The sequence below is a fragment of the Micromonospora sp. NPDC005979 genome (assembly GCF_040614415.1).
Classification (GTDB): Bacteria; Actinomycetota; Actinomycetes; order Mycobacteriales; family Micromonosporaceae; genus Micromonospora.
In genome coordinates, this window is sequence record NZ_JBEXUR010000025.1 from 29259 (window position 1) to 50646 (window position 21388).

Below are 21388 nucleotides of genomic sequence, written 5' to 3' on the forward strand. Positions count from 1 at the left end.
TGACGCCGTGGCGACGTTCGTTGACCGGGTCGTCCTGCATCTGCAGGCCGGCGATGGTGGGCACGGTTGTGTCTCGATCCACCGCGAGAAGTTCAAGCCCTTCGGTGGGCCGGACGGCGGCAACGGCGGCCACGGCGGCAGCGTGTCGCTGGTGGTCGACCCGCAGGTGACCACGCTGCTCGACTTCCACTTCCACCCGCACGTCAAGGCCGACAACGGCAAGGGCGGCGCCGGGTCGAACCGGGACGGGGCCAACGGCCACAACCTGGTGCTCAAGGTGCCCAACGGCACGGTCGTGCAGACCACCGACGGCACCGTGCTGGCCGACATGGTCGGCGCCGGCACCACCTTCGAGGTGGCCCGGGGCGGGCGCGGTGGGCGCGGCAACGCCTCGCTGGCCAACGCCAAGCGCAAGGCGCCCGGCTTCGCCGAACTGGGGGAGCCCGGCGACCAGCTCGACATCGTGCTGGAGTTGAAGAGCGTCGCCGACGTGGGCCTGGTGGGTTTCCCGTCGGCCGGCAAGTCGTCGCTGATCTCGGTGATCTCCGCCGCGAAGCCGAAGATCGCCGACTACCCGTTCACCACCCTCGTGCCCAACCTCGGCGTGGTCCGGCTGGACAACCACACCTTCACCGTCGCCGACGTGCCGGGCCTGATCCCCGGCGCGGCCACCGGCAAGGGCCTGGGCCTGGAGTTCCTGCGGCACATCGAGCGCTGCGCGGTCCTGGTGCACGTGATCGACTCGGCGACGCTGGAGCCGGGTCGCGACCCGGTCGCCGACATCGACGCGATCGAGGCCGAGCTGAGCCAGTACGGCGGGCTGACCGACCGCCCCCGACTGGTGGCCGTGAACAAGGTCGACGTGCCGGACGGCCGGGACCTCGCCGAGATCGTCCGCCCCGACCTCGAGGAGCGCGGCTACCGGGTGTTCGAGGTCTCAGCGGCCACCCGGGAAGGGCTCAAGGAGCTGACGTACGCGATGGCCGAGCTGGTCGAGGCCGAGCGTAAGGCCGCCCCGCCGGCCGAGCCGACCCGGATCGTGATCCGGCCGATGGCCGTGGACGACGCCGGCTTCACCATCACGGCGGAGGCCGACGGGTCGTTCACCGTGCGCGGCGTACGCCCGGAGCGGTGGGTCAAGCAGACCAACTTCGACAACGACGAGGCGGTCGGCTACCTCGCCGACCGGCTGGCCCGCCTCGGTGTCGAGGACAAGCTGGCCAAGGCCGGCGCCGAGCCCGGTGACCTGGTCCGGATCGGCGAGCGCGAGTTCGACTGGCAGCCGACGCTCTACGCGGGCGTGGAGTTCGTGCCCGGTAACCGGGGCACCGACGTACGCCTGGAGGAGAAGTCGAGCCGGGCGTCGGCGGCGGATCGGCTCGCCGCGCGCAAGGCCCGCCGGGTGCGCCCGGAGGACGAGGCCGGCGCGGACGAGATCGGCGCGGACGTGGGCGACGACGACATCGAGGATGACGCCGAGTAGCCGGTTGCGCTCCGTGATCGGGTTGATTGCCGGAAACCTCCGCGAAATCCATCCCGCTTAGCGTCGGGTGATGCTGATCGAGTCGCGGCCCGCCATCGATCCCGAAGTCGCCGCCCTGGTCGTCGCCCAGCAGCGTGAGCTGCGCGACGCTGACGGCGGGTTGGACGGGCAGGTCACCGTCACCCACGACGACATCCGCTACCTGGCCGTGGTGGTGCGCGGTCGGGCCGTCGCCTGTGGCGGGCTCCAGTCGCTCGACGCCGTCACCGGCGAGGTCAAGCGGATGTACGTGCGGCCGGCGTACCGGGGCCGGGGCATCGCCCGGCAACTGCTCGCCGCCCTGGAGGAGTGCGCGTTCCAGCAGGGGCACACCGTGGTCTGCCTGGAGACCGGCACGTACCTGCCGGCGGCCGTCGGGTTGTACACGTCGTGCGGCTACGAACCGATCCCGGTGTACGGCGAGTACGTCGGCAACCCGTACAGCGTCTGCTTCGCCAAACGGCTCCCGGTCGCGGCCTGCTGAAGGAAGGGCACCTTTCTAACGCCTCAGGTATCAGGGGCGGTCGATCGGGGTGTCGAGGCGTCCGCCGGTCCCGGCTTCGTTCGACAGCAGCAGGCCGAGGGCCAGCATGCCGAAGCCGAGGGCGAGGTGCAGCCAGTTGTCCGCGCCGTTGACGGGCAGGATGTTCGCGCCGCCCTCCTCGTCGATCGCCTCGATCGCCAGGCCGTACAGCCAGAGGGCGAGGTAGATCGCGCCGCCCCCGGCCAGGAAGACCCGCGCGCCGGCGACGCTGCGGGCCAACACCAGACCCACCAGCCCGAAGAGCAGGTGTACGGCGTTGTGCAGGATCGAGACCTGGAACACGCCGAGCAGTTTGGCGTCCGAGTGGTGCCCGGCGAAGGCGAGATCGCCGTAGTCGGTGGTGATGCCGGGGATGTAGCCGAGGACACCGATCAGCAGGAAGACCCCGGCCACGACCAGCGCGGCGACCTGCACCCGCGGTCGGGGCGCGGCCGGTCGGCCACCCCGCGCGTCTCGTGCCATCGGTGCCCCTTTCGTGGATCTGCCCGGTCCCGCGAACGTCGCCGTCCGCAGCGGCGACGTGACGCAGCCCGACGATCCTCCATTTTGAAGTCCCTCCGGACCCTCGCGCAGAGAAATGCACGAACAGGTATGGAAGCCAAAACGCCGGGTAGGTGAGTTGTCAGCGGCCACGGCGACACGGCCGCATCCCCCAGAACAACCGCGACGACACTTCCGAGCGGAAGGGAAATCATGACTTACGATCTGTCACCCACCTCCTCCACCTACGGCCAGGAGTCCACCAACGGCGGCGGCGTCCGCGAGCAGGCCCGGCACGTCGGGTCCGAGGCGGCGCACGCCGGTGGCGCGGTCGCCCAGACCGCCAAGGAGCAGGGCACCGAGGTCGGCCGTGAAGCCGTCCGGCAGGCCCGCAACCTCTACGGCGAAGCCCGCACCCAGCTCGCCAGCCAGACCGGTGAGCAGCAGCGCCGCGCGGCCGGCGGACTGCGGTCGATCGCCGACGAGATGCGCACGATGGCCGAGCAGGGCGGCCAGGCCGGTCCGGTGAGCGAGCTCGCCCGCCAGGCCGCCGACCGGGTGCACGGCGTGGCCGGCTGGCTCGAGGAGCGCCAGCCCGGCGACCTGATCAACGAGGTACGCGACTACGCGCGACGTAACCCGGGCACCTTCCTGGTCGGCGCGGCGGTGCTGGGTGTGCTGGCCGGTCGACTGACCAAGGGCATCTCGGCCTCCGGTGACGACTCCGGCAACGGTTCCGCGGGTTACCGCGGCGCGGGCGCGTACGACCCGGAGCAGACCGCCGTGATCCCCACCCCGCCGCCGGCGCCCCGTACGGCCGCGGACGCCACCCCGGCGGGCGGCTACCTCGACCCGACCCCGGGCACCTACACCGACCCGACCTCCGGCGGTTACGCCGACCCGACGCCGGGCGGCTACACCGACCCGGCCCGCCAGGGCGGCTACACCGAGCCGGCGAGCACCGGTCAGCCGCTGCCGCCGGTGACCCAGACCGACCCGCTGCCGGGCGTGCCGTCCAGCGGCAGCCCCCGCCCGTGAGGCGCCGAGTCATCCGAAGGGAGGCGGCGGCATGAGCATGCCGACGCAGGGGTCCGGACTGGACTCCGGTTACCACCCCGACGCGGGTGCCCCACACACCGCGGCCGAGGTGAAGGGCAGTTCGCTCGGTGACCTGATGCGTCAGGTCACCACCGACCTGTCGACGCTGATGCGCCAGGAGGTCGAGCTGGCCAAGGCCGAGATCCGCCAGGAGGGCAAGAAGGCCGGCAAGGCCGCGGGCCTCTTCGGCGGTGCCGGCTTCGGCGGCTACATGGTGGCCCTCTTCGTGTCGATCGCCATCTGGCAGTTCCTGGACAACGTCATGGACTCCGGCCTCGCCGCGCTGATCGTGGCCGTGGTCTGGGCCGTGGTCGCCGCCGTCCTCTACTCGGCGGCCAAGAAGAACGCCCAGCACGTACGCGGGCTCAAGCAGACCAACGACAGCGTGCAGCGGATCCCCGACGCGCTCAAGCCCCACCCGCAGGGAGTCACCCGATGAGCACCGACCCCGACCAGATCCGCCGGGAGATCGAAGCCACCCGCAACAGCCTCAGCTCCGATGTGGACGCGTTGGCGTACAAGGTCAGCCCCAGCCGCATCGTCGACGACCGTAAGCAGCGGGCCCGCTCCGCGCTGCAGAATGTGAGGGACAAGGTCATGGGAACCGCTTCCGACCTCGGCCACGGCACCGGCCACGCCGCCCACTCGGTGGGCGACCGCGCGTCGTCGGCGGCGTCCAACGTCAGCGACGCCGCGCACTCGGCGGCCTCCTCCGTGAGCGACGCCGCCCACAGCGCGCCCCGCGTGATCCGGGAGAAGTCGCAGGGCAACCCGCTCGCCGCCGGCCTGATCGCCTTCGGCGTGGGCTGGCTGGCATCCTCGCTGATCCCCGCCTCCCGCCGGGAGCAGCAGGCGGCCGCCCAGGTCAAGGAGAAGGTCGGCGAGCACAGCGGAGTCGTCAAGGAGAAGCTGGGCGAGTTTGCCAGCGAACTCAGGGACGAGCTGCGCGAGCCGGCCCAGCACGCCGCCGAGTCGGTGAAGTCCACCGCCCAGGACGCCGTGCACGCGGTCAAGGACGACGGCCGTTCGGCCGCCCAGGACGTCAAGGACCAGGCACAGCAGGCCCGCCAGCAGGTCAGTTCCTGAAACCACCGACGTCGACGACGGCTCGCGACCACCACGGTGGCTGCGAGCCGTCGCCGTATCTCCCCGCGATCTTGCACTTCCGGTTGCCGCTCTGTCGGCTAACGGGGCTTCTGTCCCAGCAGAAAGCGCAAGATCGCGGGGACTTCGTGGTGGTGGGCTGGGGTGCGGATTCTGGTGTCGCCGTAGCGGACTCCGCCTTTCAGCAGGCGCTGGGTTACCGCGAGCCAGCTGCAGATGCCGCGTTCGAGCAGCCAGAGCGGGGCGGCCAGCGTGGTGGTCGGTGGGAAGACGGTGGCACCGGCCGCGCGGCGGCGACCCGCCTCGGCCAGGGCGACGACGCTGGCCGTCACGCCGAGCAGCAGCCCCGGCCGGCGGGTCGCGACCGCCGTGGCCAGCGCGGGCAGGACCGCGAGCGCGGTCAGCAGGCGGGCCGGCTGGGCCAGGTCGTCGTACGCCTGGCGGACCCGCTGGCCCCGGAAGTGCGCCGCGTCCGGCGGCAGCCGCCGTACGTACAGCCAGGGTGGCGCGGCCTCGACGCCGCCGTGGGCGCGGACGGTACGGATCAGCTCCAGGTTCTCGAAGAGCACGTCGGGGTCGTACCCGCCCATGGCGAGGAACGTGCTGCGGCGTACCGCGAGGGTGCCGGGGTAGTCGTTTCCGAGGGCTCGGTTGAGCAGCGTCCGTCCGGTGTCCCACCAGGCGTGCCAGGGCAGGGGATCGAAGTAGTTCTGCGGCCGGACCAGGTCGACCCGGCTTAACAGTCGGTGCACCGCGTGGAGCCCGGCCTCGTCGTACCGGACGTCGTCGTCGGCGATCACCACGTGCTCGTGGCGTGCCACGCCCACGCCGGTGTGCACCCCCACCACCTTGCCGTTGAGCCCTCGCCGGGCGGGGTCGGGCGGCAGGTGCCGCACCAGCGGGCGCCAGGTCGCCGCGTGCCGGGCGAACAACTCCGGAGGTGACCCGTCGACCACGATCACGTCGACGAGACCGCTGAGCCGGCGCAGGTAGCCGGTCAGCTCGTCCAGGCCGGCGTCGGTGTGCCAGCGCAGCGGCAGGACGTACGCCATCGGCAGAGGCGTTCGGCCGGTGTCGTGACGCGCGGTGCGGGGGGCCGGAGAGAGCATCGCGCCTCCTGGGCAGGTGGGTACGGTGCGCGGTCGCCCGCTGCACCTGCCCGCACGGCGGACGTCCAAACCGGCGCGAAGCACCGACACCGAACAACGCCGGTGGGACGACCTCAGGCGCGGCGTACGTTGGTGACGGTCATGCGGCCGGGCGGCAGGACGGGCATCCGGTGCAGGTCCAGGCGCAGATCCTGCGGCGGCACGTCGTAGCGCATTCCGCCGGTCAGGTGGGTGACCGCCCGCTTCATGAGGTCGATGGTGATCCACTCGCCGGCGCAGCGGTGCCCGGTGCTGTGGTCGCCGCCGCCCTGCGCGATCAGCGCGAACGGGTCCACGAGCCGGTCGGCGAACCGCTCGGGGCGAAACAGTTCCGGTTCGGGCCAGAGCGCCGGGTGGTGGTTCGTGCCGTAGAGGTCGAGCAGCACCCGCCGCCCCTGCGGGAAGTGGTGGCCCTGCCAGTCGAAGGGGCGCCGGACCCGGGCCGCGGCCATCGGAAAGAACGGGTAGTAGCGGCGTACCTCCTGGACGAACTGCTCGGTGGCCCCGTCGTCGCCGTGGACCCGCTGTCGCCAGGCGGGGTGGTCGTGCAGAGCGAGCGCGGCGAAGACGATGTACCGGTCCACGGCGACCGTGGGACGCAGCAGGTTGAGCAGTTCGACGGCGGCGATCCGGCGGGGGAGCAGCGCCCCGCGCGTGTCGCGGTGCTCGGCGACGACCCGGAGCGGGCTGTCGGCCGGGGCCGGGTGGATGCCGACACGGGTCCGCTCGACGAGGTCGCCGATCCAGCGTTCGGCGCGGCGGCGGGCGAGCAGGCCCCGCCAGTGCCGTGCACCGACGACCGCCGGGCCCTCGATCATGGCGTGCAGGTCGACGGCGCGGCGGTCGACCTGTGACGTGGCCAGCGGCACGCCGGCCCAGGCGCAGACCACCCGGGTCAGCAGCCGGCCCAACTCGTCGTAGAGCGGCACCGCGCCGGCCGCCTCCCAGGCGGGAATCCGTGCCCGCCACTCGGCGTCGAAGAGGTGCCCGAGTCGCCCGATCGCCGCCGGCGTCATGATCGACATGAACATGGCCTTGCGGTCGGTGTGCGCGGCGCCGTCCAGCCCCTGCACGCCGCCCCGGCCGGTGAGGGTCCGCTGGATCCGCAGCGGCATGGCGCTCTCGCGCTGGAAGCGCTCGTTGTCGTAGAACAGGGTGGCGGCCGGCCGACCCCGCAGGCAGATGGTCGGCGCGAGCAGGATCCGGGTCGAGAAGACGTCGCTGCCCAGGCGGTCGCAGCGTTCTCCGATGAATCGGTAGCCGGCGCGCAGCAGAGCGAGGGTGCTGTCCGGGCTGCGGTCGGCCGGCATGGTCGCCATCGGGCCTCCTCGAGGTTCCGGCGGCGGCCCGCGTCGCCGCCGGGGCACGTCTACCCTCGTGGCCGCCGTGCAATCCCCGCGTCGACAGCGCGTCCGCTGGCCCCTCCCACGGGCGGCGGAACCTGGTTGGCTTGCCGGTGGGGCCGTCGCCGGCTCGGCATCGTCGGACGACGGTGGCGACCCCCGTCGGGCCGAGGTGTCCACGACCACGGGGAGGACGCATGAACGACAACAGGCCGCCGCGCTGGCGGCAGCGCCGGGCGGTCGAGACGCCGGGTGCGGGCCGGGCCGGGCGGCCGCTGATCGGTCCGCCGGGCCGGCCGGCCCGACCGCGCCGGTTCTTCACCGTGCACCTGGGCTTCACCGCGCCGGGCGCGGCCGACGCGCGTGAACAGGCGGTGGCGTACGCGGAGGCGCTGAGCCTGCTCCGCCCGGAGCTGGCGCTCGGTGCGGCGGCCCTGTCGCCCGCCGATGCCTGGCACCGGGCCGAGCGGCTGTTCTGCGGCGCGGTCGGCCCGGACGGGGAGCGCTGCGTCGACGTCGCCGACCATCCCGGCTTCCACCACGCGCCGGGCCTGGGCGGTCTGGGCTGGGGCGACGGCGACTAGGGCGGGTGCCACAGTCCCCGGCCAGGGGCTTTGACACCGCCATACCCCTGCTGAAAAGCCCCACCGCGACCGGTGCCGGTGTCCCCCTCGAAGAGGACACCGGCACGTGCCACGGCCGATCAGTCGAGGTCGAACTCGCCGTCCTGCGCGCCGGCCACGAACGCGTCCCACTCGGCCTGGGTGAAGACCAGCACCGGGCCCTGTGGCTCGGCGGAGTTGCGCATCCCGATCAGGTCGTCGACGAAGGCGACCTCGACAGCGCTCTCGGAGGTGTCCCCCTCGGCCCGTTGCCAGACCGCGCGGGAGAGGTCGAAATCGCCCTTGGGGTGCTGCGCCATGGTTCTTTCCTCCACTGCAGGGGGCCAGGTGGGGACCGCCAGCCGATCCCCATCGGGCAGGATAAGCGGATGCCGAGCCTGACCCGTGTAGAGGCGACCGCGCGTGGCGCGGCGATTACTGTCGAGTCCTATCAGGTGGACCTCGACCTGACCGGCGACGGCGATCTGTTCCGGTCCCGCGTCGAGATCCGCTTCCGGGCGACCGCCGGGGCAGCCACCTTCGTCGAGGTCAGGCCGACAAACCTCCTCGCGGTACGCCTCAACGACCGGGCCGTCGACCCCGCCACGCTGACCGACAACCGGCTGCCGCTGGTCGATCTCGACACGACGAACACCCTCGTCGTCGAGGCGGAGATGACGTACTCCAACGCCGGGGAGGGGCTGCACCGCTTCGTCGATCCGGCGGACGGCGAGACCTACCTGTACGCGATGTCGTTCCTCGACAACGCCCAGCGCATCTTCGCCGCGTTCGACCAGCCCGACCTCAAGGCCCCGTTCACCCTCACGGTCACCGCGCCGCCGCAGTGGACGGTCTCCGGCAACGCCGAGGTGGTCGCCACCCCGGCCCCGGGGCGCTGGGAGTTCGCCCCGACCGCGCCGCTGGCGACGTACTTCTTCTCGCTGATCGCCGGGCCGTACCACGTCCGCCACGCCGAGCACGACGGCATACCGCTGGCGATCTACTGTCGACGGTCGCTCGCCGAGCACCTGGACGCCGACGCCGAGGAGATCTTCGACATCACCGGGCGGTGCCTGGACCGGTTCCACCAGCTCTTCGCCGAGCGCTACCCGTTCGGCAAGTACGACCAGGCGTTCGTGCCCGAGTTCAACGCCGGCGCGATGGAGAACCCGGGCATCGTCACCTTCCGCGACGACTACGTGTTCCGCTCGGCGGTCACCGACACCCAGCGCGAGGTGCGGGCCACCACCATCGCCCACGAGATGGCGCACATGTGGTTCGGTGACCTGGTCACCATGCGCTGGTGGGACGACCTGTGGCTCAACGAGTCCTTCGCCGAGTACCTGGGCACCCGGGTCACCGCCGAGGCCACCCGCTTCGACCAGGCGTGGACGACGTTCGCCATGCGCCGCAAGGCCTGGGGGTACGCGGCCGACCAGCGTCCCTCCACCCACCCGGTCGCGCCGCCGGAGGTGGCCGACGCCGACGAGGGCCTGCTCAACTTCGACGGCATCTCGTACGCCAAGGGCGCCGCCGTGCTGCGGCAACTGGTCGCGTGGCTCGGCGACGAGGCCTTCCTCGCCGGCCTGAACGCGCACTTCGCCGCGCACCGCTTCGGCAACGCCACCCTGGCCGACCTGCTGACCAGCCTCTCCGCCGCCAGCGGCCGGGACCTGTCCGGTTGGGCCGAGCTGTGGTTGCGCCGGCCGCAGGTCAACACGTTGCGCGCCGAGGTCGACGTCGACGCCGACGGGCGCTACACCGAGGTCGCCGTGGTGCAGACCGCCCCGGCGTCGCACCCGGTGCTGCGTCCGCACCGCATCGGGGTGGGTCGGTACGCGGCGAACGGCGCCGTCCAGCGCACGGAGGTGGATCTCGATCCGGCCGTCGACGGCGGTCGTACCGTGCTCGGCGCGTTGACGGGCGAGCCGGCGGCCGAGGTGCTGCTGCTCAACGACGGTGACCTGACCTTCGCCAAGGTACGCCTCGACGCGGCGTCGGCGGACGCGGTCGCGGTGGTGCTGCCTTCTCTGACCGATCCGCTCGCCCGGGCGGTGCTCTGGGGCGAGGCGCTGGACGCGGTGACCGACGGCGAACGGCCCGTCGTCGGCCTGGTCGACCTGATGGTCGCGGCGCTGCCCGCCGAGACCGAGGTGATCATCGCGGAGGACGTGCTCGTCCTCAGCCGGTCGCTGGTGGACCGTTACCTCGACCCGCTGGCCCGTTCGGCGGCGCTGGCCCGGGTCGCCGAGGCGTGCCGGCGTCTGCTCGACGGCGCGCCGGCGGGGGAGTCGTTGCAGCTCGCCGCCGCCCGGGGCTGGATCGCCGCGACCACCGACAGCGACCTGCTCGTCGGCTGGCTCGCCGGCCGGGACGTACCGGCCGGGCTGGCCGTAGACGCGGAGCTGCGGTGGGCGGTGCTGCGCCGGCTCGTGGTGCTGGGCGCGGCGGGCGAGGCGGAGATCGCCGAAGAGGCGCGGGCCGACGTCAGCTCCGCCGGCGCGGAACAGGCCGCGTACTGCCGGGCCGCCCGGCCCGACCCGGCCGCGAAGCAGGCGGCATGGGAGATCCTCATGCGGGACACCGAGCTGTCCAACCGGCTGCTCGAGGCCACGGCGGAGGGGTTCTGGCAGCCCGAGCAGCCCGAGCAGCCCGAGCAGCCCGAGCTGACCGCCGCGTACGTCGGGCGGTACTTCGCCGAGATGCCGGCCGCCGCTCGTCGTCGTACCCCCTGGACGGCCGACCGGGTGGCGAAGCTGGCGTTTCCCCGCTACGCCGTGGCGCAGCCGACCCGGGAGGCGGCCGCGGCGTTGCTGGCCCGCGACGACCTGACGGCGGGTCTGCGGCGGGTCGTCACCGACGCCGACGACGACCTGCGGCGGGCGCTCGTGGCGCGCACGGCGGTGGCCGCCGCCTCGGCCTGAGGTCGGCCGGCCGCCGTGGTGGGCGGCCCGGCTTGCGATGGTCGGAGCGCGGGGTGGCCCGAGCGGCCACCCCGCGTCCGTGCTCAGCGCAGGGCGGGTTCCGCCGTGACCGGGGCGTCGAAGTCGATGACGTAGCGCTGCTCGTGGGCGATCGTGCGTTCCGGGTCCATCGCCGTGCGCATCAGCAGCGGCATGAGCAGCGGCATCAGCGTCCGGGCGACCGGCCCGGGCGCCTTGGTGTGGTTGATCCGCGCGGCGCGGGCGGCGACCTTCTCGACCCGGGTACGACGCAGCCGCACGTACGCCTCGAAGGCCGACGTCACGTCGGGTAGGTCCCGCAGGCAGCGGGCGAGCTGCACCGCGCTCTCGATGGCGAGCGAGGCGCCCTGCCCGGAGCTGTTCGACGGCGCGTGCGCGGCGTCGCCGACCAGCACCAGGCGACCCCGGTGCCAGTGCGGCACGGGCGGCATGATCTGCAACGCGCCGGCCACCTGGAGGTCGTCGGCGGAGCTGGTGGCCATCAGCTGCCGGCCCGGGTCGTCGTCGCCGTAGGTGGCGCGCAACGTGTCCAGCCACTGCCGCGCGGGCACCGTACGGGCCTCGACGAGGCTCATCGGCCGCTGCCCCGGCAGGTTGGCCCCCCAGCGGGTGCCGCCGCCCGGCTCCGGCCAGTACAGGTAGTAGCCACGCCGTCCGAAGGCGAACGTCATCGTGCCCTCCTCGGCGTCCACCTCGTGCCGGGCGACCGCCTCGAAGCCGAGCAGTCCGGTGAACCGGGGGCCGGGCGCGGCCGGGTCGATGAGGCCACGGACCGTGGAGCGGATGCCGTCCGCGCCGACCAGGACGTCGGCGGTCGCCGTGCTGCCGTCCTCGAAACGCGCCGTCACGCCGTCGTCGGTCTGCGTGACGTCGACCAGTCGCTTGCCGTACGCGAAGGTGATGCCCTCGGCGACGGCCCGGTCGTGCAGCACCCGGTGCAGCTCGGCCCGGTGCACCACGCGCAGCGGCGGTACTCCGGCCAGCATCGGCAGGTCGATCCGTCGGGCGCCGACGGCCATGACGCTGCGGTGGATCCCGGTGGCGATCGCCGTCACCGCCTCGTCGGCGCCGACGGTCCGCAGGGCTGCCACGCCGTTGGGCGCGAGCGCGAGGGTGCCACCGATGCCGCCGGCTCCGCCGGCGGTCGCCGGGTACGCCTCGGCGACGGTGGCGGTGATGCCGGCGCGGTGCAGCGCGAGGGCCGCCACGGGCCCCGCGATGCCGCCGCCGATGACGAGTGCGGTTCGTACCGTTGTCATGCTCTTTCTCCCTGGTGTCGTCGCGTGGGTGCGGACGAACCGTCCTGGGAGGGAACCCGGTTATCCTCGTGGTTGCCGCTTCGGGCCGGGTGCCTGCTCAGGTGTCGGTTCGGGGTAGGGCTCCGGCGGGGTGTTGGCGCACCCCGCCGGAGCTGTCTTCTCAGTCGGCGGTGTCGGGGTCGCTGCTGGTCCTCGCGGCCAGCTCGGCCAGCTCGGCCGGCATCTCGCCGGTCTCGTGAAAGGCCCGCCAGGTGTCCAGCCCCGGGTAGCTTCCCGAAGTCAGCTCCGCCAGTAGGGCCCGCAGCCAGGTGGCCTCGGCGTCCCGGATGGCGAGGTCGTACTCGTTCTCGACCAGGAACAGTCGCGGGACGTCCCGCAGGTGGGCGTCGAGCGTCTCGCGGTCCCGGCGGAGCGCGTCGTCCAGGCGGTCGAGCCGCTGCCGGAGCAGGTCGGTCGCCTCGTCGGGGTGCAGGGCGGCGAGCACGGAGAGGCCGGCCCGGAAGCGGGGATGCTCCGCCATGGGCATGCTGACCAGCTCCCGCGCCCAGTCGACCAGCTCGGCGCGGCCCGCGTCGGTGATCCGGTAGACGGTGCGTTCCGGGCGTCGGCCCTCGCGGACGCTCTCCACGGCGGCGATCAACTGGTGTTTGTCCAGGTTGCGGATCACCGTGTAGAAGGAGCCCCATTTGAACTCCATGTCCTGGTCCTTGCCCCAGGCGCGCAGTGTGCTGGCCATCTCGTAGGGATGCATGGGCCGCTGGACGAGGGCGGAGAGCACGGCCAGCGCCAGCAGGTTGCCGACCTTGCGCCGCTTCGGCATGACGCACCTCCCATATACTCGTGAACGAGTATATGCATACGAGTATTCGTGTCACCAGCCCTCGGGCTGGTACGACCGGCTCGGACGTCCGGCCTACGATCAACGGGTGGAGGAAGATATCCGGCGGGTCGGGATCATGGGTGGCACCTTCGACCCGATCCACCACGGGCACCTCGTCGCGGCCAGCGAGGTGGCGGACCGGTTCGGCCTGGACGAGGTGGTCTTCGTCCCCACCGGGCAGCCGTGGCAGAAGGCCGACGAGCCGGTCAGCCCCGCCGAGGACCGGTACCTCATGACGGTCATCGCCACCGCCTCCAACCCCCGCTTCCAGGTCAGTCGCGTCGACATCGACCGCAGCGGCCCGACCTACACGGTCGACACGTTGCGCGACCTCCAGGCCGAGTACGGCTCCAAGGTCCAGCTCTTCTTCATCACCGGAGCGGACGCGCTGCAACGCATCCTGTCCTGGAAGGACCTGGACGAGATCTTCGAGCTGGCCCACTTCATCGGTGTGACCCGTCCCGGTTTCGCGCTGACCGACAAGCACCTCCCGGCGGACACGGTCAGCCTGATCCAGGTGCCCGCGATGTCCATCTCGTCGACCGACTGCCGTGCCCGGGTGGCCCGGGGTGAGCCGGTCTGGTACCTGGTGCCTGACGGTGTGGTGCAGTACATCGCCAAGCGACGCCTCTATCAGTCCTGATCACGTCCGGTGTGTGCCGGTTGGTGCGTCTAACCGACCAGAACTGACGGGTCGGGACCTCGCCGGGTGTGAGACGCTTGGAGGATCGCACGCCTGATCGAAGGAGAACGGTGACAGTTTCCGAACGCGCGCACGAGCTGGCGATCGCCGCCGCCCAGGCAGCCGCCGACAAGAAGGCGCAGGACATCGCGATCATCGACGTCGGCGACCAGCTCGCCATCACGGACGCGTTCCTGCTCGCCGCCGCCCCCAACGAGCGCCAGGTGCTCGCCATCGTCGACGCCATCGAGGAGCGCCTGCTGGAGCTTCCGGAGAAGGCCAAGCCGATCCGGCGCGAAGGCGAGCGGGGTGGCCGTTGGGTGCTGCTCGACTACGTCGATATCGTGGTGCACGTCCAGCACACCGAGGAGCGCGAGTTCTACGGGCTCGACCGCCTCTGGAAGGACTGCCCCACCATCCCGTTCGTCGACCGCGACCTGGTCGAGGCCGACGCCAGCGGGTCCGCCGCGGCCGAATGACCCGACTGATCGTCTGGCGGCACGGCAACACCGACTGGAACGCCGCCAACCGCGTCCAGGGGCAGACCGACGTACCCCTCAACGAGCTGGGCCGCGACCAGGCCCGCGCCGCCGCGCCGCTGCTCGCGTCGCTGCGACCGGACGCCATCGTCTCCAGCGACCTGGGCCGCGCCGCGGAGACCGCCGCGGCGCTGGCCGCGCTCACCGGGCTCGGGGTACGCACCGACGCCCGGCTGCGCGAGCGGCACTTCGGCCAGTGGCAGGGCCTGCACCTCACCGAGGTCGCCGAGCGGTTCCCCGGCGAGTACGCGCGCTGGCGGGCCGGCGACCCGGCGCCGGGGGCGGATCTGGAGCCGCTGCACGAGCTCGGTGAGCGGGTCGCCGCCGCGTTCCTGACGGCGGCCGACGCGACGCCCGGCGGGACGGTGGTCCTCGCCACCCACGGCGGCGCCTCCCGCCAGGGCGTCGGCCACCTGCTCGGCTGGCCTCCCGACGTGCTGCGCACCATCGGCTCCCTGGCCAACTGCCACTGGACCGAGTTGCGACACGACGACGTCCGGGGCTGGCAGCTCCGTGGCCACAACGTCGGCCTCGTCACCGCCCCGGCCGTCGTCGACGCGGTCTGAGCGTCGATCGGGCCCGGGTCCGCGCTCGCACCTCGGCGCGGCGGGTCGTGATCGGCTAGCGTGCCGGGCATGCCCGTCGCGGTCGTCATCGACTCCACCGCCTACCTCCCACCCGAGCTGGTGCTGCGGCACCGGCTGACCGTCGTCCCGTTGACCGTCGTGCTCAACGGCGCGGAGGGATTGGAGGGGGTGGAGACCCAACCCGCCGACGCCACCCGCGCGCTGGGTGAGCGGCGGGTGTCGGCCAGCACGTCCCGCCCGGCGCCCGAACAGTTCGCCCGGACGTACCGGCGTCTCCTCGACGACGGCGCCGACGGCGTCGTCTCGGTGCACATCTCCGCCGGCCTGTCCGGCACCGTCGAGGCCGCCCGCCTGGCCGCCGTCGACCTCGGCGGTCGGGTCGAGGTCGTCGACAGCCGCTCCGCCGGCATGGGCCTCGGCTTCCCGGCCATCGCCGCCGCCACCGCCGCCGAGGCCGGGGCGGACCTGGCCGGCGTACGCGACGCGGCGCTCGCCGCGGTCGCCCGGACCACCGTCTGGTTCTACGTCGACACGTTGGAGTTCCTCCGCCGGGGCGGCCGGATCAACGCCGCCGAGGCGCTGCTCGGCACCGCCCTGTCGGTCAAGCCGATCATGCACATGCCGGACGGCGCGATCGTGCTACGGGAGAAGGTGCGTACCGCCAGTCGGGGAGTCGCCCGGCTCGTCGACCTGGCCGTCGAGGCGGCCGGCGACGACGACGTCGACCTGGGCGTACACCACCTGGCCGCGCCGCAGCGCGCCGAGGCGCTGCTCGCCGCGCTCACCGCGCGCCTGGGCGAACGGGTGCACGACACGTACGTCTCCGAGGCCGGCGCGGTGGTCGCCGCACACGCCGGGCCGGGTCTGGCCTGTGTCGTCGTGCACCGTCGGCCCAGGAGCTGAGATCGTGGCCGGCACGTGCGTGGTGACCGGTGGTGGCCGTGGCGTCGGCCGGGCCGTGACGCAACGGCTGGTGACGAACGGCGTCACCGTCGTCGTCGTGGAGCGCGACGCCGAGGCCATGGACTGGCTCGCCGGGCATCCGGCCGCCGATCGCCTGCTCGCGGTGGTCGGCGACGCCGGTGACGAGCGGGTGGCCGAACACGCCGCCGAGGCGGCCGAACGCGTCGCCCCGCTGACCGGCTGGGTGAACAACGCGGCGATCTTCCGGGACGCGGCCCTGCACACGGCGCTGGCCGACACCGTGCTGGACCTGATCGGGCTGAACCTGCGCCCGGCCGTGGTGGGCGCCGCTGTGGCGGTGCGCCGCTTCCTGGCCGCCGGCACGGGCGGCGCCATCGTGAACGTCTCGTCGCACCAGGCCCGCCGGCCGGTGCCGGGCGCCCTGCCGTACGCCACGGCGAAGGCCGCCGTGGAGGGGCTGACCCGGGCGCTGGCCGTCGACTACGGACGGCACGGCATCCGCGCCAACGCCGTCGCGCTCGGCTCGATCGCCACCGAGCGGCACGCCGAGTTCCTCGCGGCGCAGGAACCCTCCCGGGCCGAGTGGATCGACGCCGAGCTGACCCGGCTGCACCCGGTGGGCCGGATCGGGCGTGCCGACGAGGTGGCGGAGGCGGTCGCGTACCTGCTGTCGCCGGCCGCGAGCTTCGTCAACGGGGTGACCCTGCCGGTGGACGGGGGACGGGCGGTGCTCGGCCTCGACCCGGAGGCCCGCTGACCCGGTGCTGTCGGGCCGCCTCCCTCCGGAGACGGCCCGACTGCTGTCCGCTCAGCTCCGCAGGGACCACTGCTGATTCTGTCCACCGTTGCAGGCCCAGAGGATCAGTTTGGTGCCGTTGGCGGTGGCGGCGCCGTTGGCGTCCAGGCAGAGCCCGGACTGGACGCCGGTGAGGGTGCCGTTGGCGTTGACGTTCCACTGTTGGTTCGCGCCGCCGTGGCAGTCCCAGATGATCACCTGGGTGCCGTTCGCGGTGCCCTGGCCGTTGGCGTCGAGGCACTTGTTGCCGTACACCTGGATCTGCTTGCCGGCCGTGTAGGTCCAGCGTTGCGCGGTGCTGTTGCTGATGCAGTCCCACAGTTGCACCTGGGTGCCGTTGGTGCTGGTGCCGTTCGGCACGTCGACGCAGCGACCGGACTGCGCGCCCACGATCTGGGCGTTCTGCTGCGGGTTGCCGCCGCTCGCGGGGGTGTAGGCGGCAGCGGCGATGTTCGCCTGCACGGCGTCCTCGGTGGCGGCCGTCGGATAGCCGGAGGTCAGCACGCCCTCGAAGAAGGTGCCGCGGCCGGTGATGCTGTTGTCACCCCCGATGCCCAGCAGGATGGCCCCCTCCTTCTTCATCGGGTTGTAGCCGTTGGGCCGCCGACCGTCGAAGTAGGTGGTCAGGCCCCCCGACTGCGAGTTCCCGCCGCGGATCGCCCAGTGGTTCGGCTCGCCCTTGACCATGGCCGTCACGAAGCGGTGGTTGATGGACGCGATGTTGTTGTAGCCCGCGTTCACCCCGGAGAACAGGCCCCACTCCAGGTCGGCCATGATCCAGGGACCCGCGCCCGCTCCGTAGCCCCACTGCTTGTTCGCGCCGAAGTAGACCGTCTCCATGATCGCGCGCTCGTCGGCCTGGACGTTTGTCTGCGCGTTGCCGTAGTCGAAGCAGCACCACTGGTTGTAGTGCGTGCCGTCGACGACGGCGTAGATGCCCTCGGGCTGGTCGCCGGTCGCGACGCCGTTGGTGTTGTTGTTGCGGTAGCCGGTGCCGGGGGCGATGTAGACGCCGTACGCCTTCTGACCGCCGATGGTGACCGGTGCCGCCTTCGCGTCGGCGAGGTTGTCGTACCCGCCGGCCGCCGGGCCGCTGAAGCCACCGGGAGGGGCCTGGGTGAGCCGGTTGTTGCGGCCGGACTGGTCGTAGATGATCGTGATGACGCAGCTCGTGTTGGCGCAGAACGTGTCCTGGGTGGCGGCGTTGGCGACACCACCGGCGCTGAGCACGCCAACGTCACGGGTGGTGTTGTCCGATGATCTGCGGACCTGGTAGAGCGGTCCGTTGTACGCGCCGTACAGGGCCCGGGTGGTGCTGTGCGCGGCGACGCACGGCGTCCCGCCGGAGGCGTAGATGTCGCACGGGCCGGTGCCGGCCGCCCGGGCGACGCCGGGCGTCTCCGTGAGCAGGTAGCCGCCGGCCCCGGCGACGAGGACCAGCAGGGTCCCCGCTGCGGCCAGCAGGCGGTGCAGCCTTCTCTTCATGTCCATGGATCCCCTCAGGTGGCGGTGGTGTTGGGGGGTGATGATAGCGTTAACATTAATCCTCATCCATGAATGCGCGCTACCTCCGGGCGGCCGGTGTCCCGTGCTCCCGTAGCAGAAGCGAGCATGATCAGGGCGTTGTCCACAGAGGCCTCGGCTGTCCACAGGCCGGGCCAGCGAGGCGGCCGTCGTGGCGTCCGGCGTCCTAGCGTCGCGGCGTGGCAGAGGACGAGGAGACAGCGGTACGTCAGCGTCTGCGCCGGTTGACCGCCGCGACGGGCGGCACGGCGCCGCCTCCCTCGGGGGCCGACGCGTCGGCAGCGGACGTGCCCGCCGATCCCGGCGGTACGGCACGGCTGCCCGGCCCCGGAGCATTCGACCCGGGCAGACGCGGGGTACGGGCGCTGGCCGCCGTGGCCCTCGTGGTGGTGCTGGCCGCGGCCGGTTGGGCCTGGCGGTCCCGACCGCACGCGGAACCGGTCACCCCACCGGTCGGCGAGGCCACCTCGGCCGTCGTGACCGGGCAGGCCAGCGCGTCGGCGTCCGGTGAGCTGGTGGTGACGGTCGCGGGCAAGGTGCGCAGACCGGGGCTGGTGCGCGTACCGGCCGGGGCCCGACTCGCCGACGCCCTTTCCGAGGCCGGTGGCCCGCTGCCCGGCGTCGACGTGGCGCTGCTCAATCCCGCTCGCAAGCTCGCCGACGGTGAGTTGATCGTCGTCGGGGTGACGCCCCCGCCGGCACCCGGACCCGCCGCCGGTCCGGCCCCCGCCGGTGCGCCGGCCCCCGGCGCGGCGCTGAACCTCAACACCGCGACGCTTGCCCAGCTCGACGCGCTGCCCGGGGTGGGACCGGTGCTCGCCCAGCGCATCCTCGCCTACCGGGACCAGCACGGCGGGTTCACGGCCGTCGGCGACCTGCGCCAGGTCGAGGGCATCGGCGACGCGCGCTATGAGCAGCTCAAGGACCTGGTGACGGTGTGAAGGTCCCACCCGTCGTCGGCGACCCGCCACCACCGGACCTCCGGCTCGCCGGGCTGGCCGTGGCCGCCTGGCTCACCGCGCTCGCCGGCCTACACCTCGGCCCCCGACCACTGCTGCTGGTGGCCGGCGGAACAGCCGTGGCGACCACGCTGAGCACCCTGCACCTGCTCGGTCGGCTCGGTCGCCCAGGGGCTCTCGCCCGCCGTTTCGGCTGGATCGTCGTCGCGGTCGGTCTCGGCGTCCTCTGCGGCGCGGCGGCGACCTCGGCCCGGCTGCTCGTGCGGGACGCCCCGCCGGTCCGCGCCCTGGCCGAAAAGCACGCACCGGTCACCGCCGACCTCGTCGTGCGGGACGATCCGCGCCCGATCCGCTCCGCCGGGCGTCCCGGCATGCTGCTGGTGTCGGGCGAGCTGATCCGGCTGACCGGCCCGGACGGGCAGCCGCTCCGGGCGTCGGTGCGGGTGCTGGTCCTCGCCACCGACCCCGGCTGGCGAGGGCTGTTGCCGGGGCAGCGGCTGACCGCCGAGGGGCGGCTCGGCGTGCCGCGCGGCGGTGACCTCACCGCGGCGGTCCTCGCGACCACCGGTCCACCCCAGCGGCGCGGTACACCGTCGTGGGCGCAGCGTGCCGCCGGCACCCTGCGTGCGGGTCTGCAACGGGCCTGCGCGCCGCTGCCCGACGACCCGGGTGGTCTGCTGCCGGGACTGGTGGTGGGGGACACCAGCCGCCTGCCGCCCGCCGTCGAGGAGGACTTCCGGGCGACCGGCATGACGCACCTCAATGCCGTCTCGGGCAGCAACGTCGCGATCGTGGTGGGTGCGGTGCTGCTGGCGGCGCGCTGGGCACGCGCCGGCCCGTGGCTCGCCGGTGTGCTCTGCGGGGTGGCGCTGGTGGGCTTCGTCATCCTGGTGCGTCCGTCACCGAGCGTCGTACGGGCCGCCACGATGGGGGCGATCGGCCTCGTCGCGCTGGCCGCCGGTCGACCCCGGGCCGCGCTGCCCGCGCTGGCCGCCGCCGTCACCGTGCTGGTGCTCGTCGACCCCGAGTTGGCGGGCGACGCCGGGTTCGCGCTGTCCGTCCTGGCCACCGGGGGTCTGCTGCTGCTCGCGCCGCGTTGGCGCGACGGGCTGCGCCGTCGGGGCGTACCGGCCGGGTTGGCCGAGGCGTTGGCGGTACCGGCGGCCGCCCAGGTGGCCTGCGGGCCGGTCGTCGCCGGGATCTCCGGCACGGTCAGCCTGGTGGCGGTGCCGGCCAACCTGCTGGCGGTGCCGGCCATCGCACCGGCGACGGTGCTGGGCGTGACGGCTGCCGTGCTGTCGCCGTTCTGGCCGGCCGGGGCCGGGTTCGTCGCGTGGCTGGCGAGCTGGCCGGCCTGGTGGCTGGTCGTCATCGCCCGCCACGGCGCCCGCCTCCCGGCCGGCACCCTGGCGTGGCCGGGCGGGGTCTGGGGCGCCCTGCTGCTGGCCGGGTTGACCGTGGCGCTGCTGGTGGCCGCGCGCCGCCCGCTGGTGCGCCGGTTGGTGGCGGTGGTCGCGGTCGCCGTACTGGTGGGCGCTGTCGGGGTCCGGTTGGTCGCCAGCGGCTGGCCGCCGCCCGGCTGGGTGGTGGTGGCCTGCGCCGTGGGCCAGGGGGACGCCCTCGTGCTGCCCGTCGCGCCCGGACGGGCGGTGCTGATCGACACCGGGCCGGAGCCGGGCGCGGTGGACGCCTGTCTGCGACGGCTCGGCATCCGGGAGGTGTCGCTGCTGGTGGTCAGCCACTTCCATCTCGACCACGTGGGCGGGGTGGCCGGGGTGTTCCGGGGGCGACGGGTGGCCGCCGTGCTGACCCCGCCGTCGCCGGACCCGGCGAGCGGTCGGGCGGCCATCCGCGTGGCGGCGACCGACGGCCGGGCCACGATGCGGGACACCACCGCCGGGGCACGTCACCGGGTCGGCGGTGTCGAGCTGCTGGTGCTCGGACCGCCGTATCCGCTCGCCGGCACCCGCTCGGACCCGAACAACAACTCGCTGGTGCTGCGCGCCACGGTCGCCGGCGTCACGGTCCTGCTGCCCGGCGACGCCGAGACCGAGGAGCAGCACGCCGTCCTGGTCCGGACGCCGCCCGACCAGCTACGGGCGGACGTGCTGAAGGTCGCGCACCACGGCTCGGCGTACCAGGACGAGAGCTTCCTCGCCGCCGTGCGGCCGGCCGTGGCGCTGGTGCCGGTCGGCACGGGCAACACCTACGGGCATCCGAACCCGGCGCTCCTGTCCCGGTTGAGCCGGCACGGCACCCGGGTCCTGCGGACCGACACCGACGGCGACGTGGCGGCGATCCGGACCGACGACGGACTGGCGGTGGCCCGTCGAGGGCTACCGCCGGGACGGCCACCACCGTGAGAGGGGCGTGGAAATTGCGCGCACTCGACCCGGAATCCCGAGTATTTGCGGATTAGGTGGTGAACCGAGAT

At 73.2% G+C, this 21388-nt stretch carries 21 protein-coding genes; 14 read left to right on the forward strand and 7 right to left on the reverse strand.

The window, feature by feature from the left end:
• Positions 1 to 7: 7 nt before the first annotated feature.
• The gene (obgE, locus tag ABZ272_RS29325; protein ID WP_355053170.1) at positions 8 to 1483 is read left to right on the forward strand and encodes a GTPase ObgE; all 1476 of its coding nucleotides are present in this window, start codon (positions 8 to 10) and stop codon (positions 1481 to 1483) included.
• A 70-nt stretch (positions 1484 to 1553) separates the two neighbouring features.
• Positions 1554 to 2006 carry a GNAT family N-acetyltransferase gene (locus ABZ272_RS29330; RefSeq protein ID WP_355053171.1) on the forward strand — a complete coding sequence of 151 codons (453 nt, stop codon included), beginning with the start codon at positions 1554 to 1556 and terminating at the stop codon, positions 2004 to 2006.
• Between the two features lie 30 nt (positions 2007 to 2036).
• Here the strand turns inward: ABZ272_RS29330 and ABZ272_RS29335 are convergent, their stop codons facing one another.
• Positions 2037 to 2528 (reverse strand): DUF4383 domain-containing protein, encoded by a 492-nt coding sequence (locus tag ABZ272_RS29335; RefSeq protein ID WP_355053172.1) that lies wholly within the window; start codon positions 2526 to 2528, stop codon positions 2037 to 2039.
• Positions 2529 to 2759: 231 nt separating this feature from the next.
• Here ABZ272_RS29335 and ABZ272_RS29340 point away from each other — a divergent pair, with 231 nt between their 5' ends.
• From ABZ272_RS29340 to ABZ272_RS29350, 3 genes are read left to right on the forward strand one after another with little or no spacing between them, the layout of a single operon-like run.
• Positions 2760 to 3584, forward strand: coding sequence for a hypothetical protein (locus tag ABZ272_RS29340; RefSeq protein WP_355053173.1), 825 nt, complete (start codon positions 2760 to 2762; stop codon positions 3582 to 3584).
• Positions 3585 to 3615: 31 nt separating this feature from the next.
• Positions 3616 to 4083: a phage holin family protein gene (locus tag ABZ272_RS29345; RefSeq protein WP_355053174.1), complete on the forward strand. Its 468-nt coding sequence runs from the start codon at positions 3616 to 3618 to the stop codon at positions 4081 to 4083.
• Entirely contained in the window at positions 4080 to 4730 is a 651-nt protein-coding gene (locus ABZ272_RS29350; protein ID WP_355053175.1) for a DUF3618 domain-containing protein, read from the forward strand. Before ABZ272_RS29345 ends, ABZ272_RS29350 begins: the two co-directional genes overlap by 4 nt.
• 98 nt (positions 4731 to 4828) lie before the next feature.
• Here the strand turns inward: ABZ272_RS29350 and ABZ272_RS29355 are convergent, their stop codons facing one another.
• The gene (locus tag ABZ272_RS29355; RefSeq protein ID WP_355053176.1) at positions 4829 to 5857 is read right to left on the reverse strand and encodes a glycosyltransferase; all 1029 of its coding nucleotides are present in this window, start codon (positions 5855 to 5857) and stop codon (positions 4829 to 4831) included.
• A 113-nt stretch (positions 5858 to 5970) separates the two neighbouring features.
• Positions 5971 to 7215 (reverse strand): cytochrome P450, encoded by a 1245-nt coding sequence (locus ABZ272_RS29360; protein ID WP_355053177.1) that lies wholly within the window; start codon positions 7213 to 7215, stop codon positions 5971 to 5973.
• Positions 7216 to 7436: 221 nt separating this feature from the next.
• Between ABZ272_RS29360 and ABZ272_RS29365 the strand changes: the two genes are divergently transcribed.
• The gene (locus ABZ272_RS29365) at positions 7437 to 7823 is read left to right on the forward strand and encodes a hypothetical protein (protein ID WP_355053178.1); all 387 of its coding nucleotides are present in this window, start codon (positions 7437 to 7439) and stop codon (positions 7821 to 7823) included.
• A 119-nt stretch (positions 7824 to 7942) separates the two neighbouring features.
• On the opposite strand, the gene ABZ272_RS29370 is transcribed toward ABZ272_RS29365, so the two are convergent.
• Entirely contained in the window at positions 7943 to 8161 is a 219-nt protein-coding gene (locus tag ABZ272_RS29370) for a DUF397 domain-containing protein (protein WP_355053179.1), read from the reverse strand.
• A gap of 69 nt (positions 8162 to 8230) precedes the next feature.
• Between ABZ272_RS29370 and pepN the strand changes: the two genes are divergently transcribed.
• Positions 8231 to 10765, forward strand: coding sequence for an aminopeptidase N (gene pepN, locus ABZ272_RS29375; protein WP_355053180.1), 2535 nt, complete (start codon positions 8231 to 8233; stop codon positions 10763 to 10765).
• Positions 10766 to 10848: 83 nt separating this feature from the next.
• Here the strand turns inward: pepN and ABZ272_RS29380 are convergent, their stop codons facing one another.
• Together ABZ272_RS29380 and ABZ272_RS29385 are read right to left on the reverse strand one after the other, a co-directional pair.
• Positions 10849 to 12063: an FAD-dependent monooxygenase gene (locus ABZ272_RS29380; protein WP_355053181.1), complete on the reverse strand. Its 1215-nt coding sequence runs from the start codon at positions 12061 to 12063 to the stop codon at positions 10849 to 10851.
• 160 nt (positions 12064 to 12223) lie between these two features.
• Positions 12224 to 12883 (reverse strand): PadR family transcriptional regulator, encoded by a 660-nt coding sequence (locus ABZ272_RS29385; RefSeq protein ID WP_355053182.1) that lies wholly within the window; start codon positions 12881 to 12883, stop codon positions 12224 to 12226.
• A 106-nt stretch (positions 12884 to 12989) separates the two neighbouring features.
• Between ABZ272_RS29385 and nadD the strand changes: the two genes are divergently transcribed.
• The 5 genes from nadD (at position 12990) to ABZ272_RS29410 (ending at position 16432) form a co-directional block, all read left to right on the forward strand.
• Complete coding sequence (gene nadD, locus ABZ272_RS29390) at positions 12990 to 13586, forward strand: nicotinate-nucleotide adenylyltransferase (RefSeq protein ID WP_355053183.1); 597 nt, start codon at positions 12990 to 12992, stop codon at positions 13584 to 13586.
• Between the two features lie 110 nt (positions 13587 to 13696).
• Entirely contained in the window at positions 13697 to 14104 is a 408-nt protein-coding gene (gene rsfS, locus ABZ272_RS29395; protein WP_355053184.1) for a ribosome silencing factor, read from the forward strand.
• Complete coding sequence (locus tag ABZ272_RS29400; RefSeq protein WP_355053185.1) at positions 14101 to 14730, forward strand: histidine phosphatase family protein; 630 nt, start codon at positions 14101 to 14103, stop codon at positions 14728 to 14730. The genes rsfS and ABZ272_RS29400 overlap by 4 nt, the downstream gene beginning before the upstream one ends.
• Positions 14731 to 14799: 69 nt before the next feature.
• Positions 14800 to 15654, forward strand: coding sequence for a DegV family protein (locus ABZ272_RS29405; protein ID WP_355053186.1), 855 nt, complete (start codon positions 14800 to 14802; stop codon positions 15652 to 15654).
• 1 nt (position 15655) lies between these two features.
• Positions 15656 to 16432, forward strand: a complete 777-nt coding sequence (locus ABZ272_RS29410) for an SDR family oxidoreductase (protein ID WP_355053229.1) — start codon at positions 15656 to 15658, stop codon at positions 16430 to 16432.
• A 51-nt stretch (positions 16433 to 16483) separates the two neighbouring features.
• Here ABZ272_RS29410 and ABZ272_RS29415 read toward each other — a convergent pair whose 3' ends face one another.
• On the reverse strand, positions 16484 to 17962 hold the full coding sequence (locus ABZ272_RS29415; protein WP_355053187.1) for an arabinofuranosidase catalytic domain-containing protein: 1479 nt from the start codon (positions 17960 to 17962) through the stop codon (positions 16484 to 16486).
• Positions 17963 to 18174: 212 nt separating this feature from the next.
• On the opposite strand from ABZ272_RS29415, the gene ABZ272_RS29420 reads away from it, so the two are divergent.
• Together ABZ272_RS29420 and ABZ272_RS29425 are read left to right on the forward strand one after the other, a co-directional pair.
• Positions 18175 to 18936 carry a ComEA family DNA-binding protein gene (locus ABZ272_RS29420; protein ID WP_355053188.1) on the forward strand — a complete coding sequence of 254 codons (762 nt, stop codon included), beginning with the start codon at positions 18175 to 18177 and terminating at the stop codon, positions 18934 to 18936.
• Complete coding sequence (locus ABZ272_RS29425) at positions 18933 to 21317, forward strand: ComEC/Rec2 family competence protein (RefSeq protein WP_355053189.1); 2385 nt, start codon at positions 18933 to 18935, stop codon at positions 21315 to 21317. Before ABZ272_RS29420 ends, ABZ272_RS29425 begins: the two co-directional genes overlap by 4 nt.
• Positions 21318 to 21388: the final 71 nt, after the last annotated feature.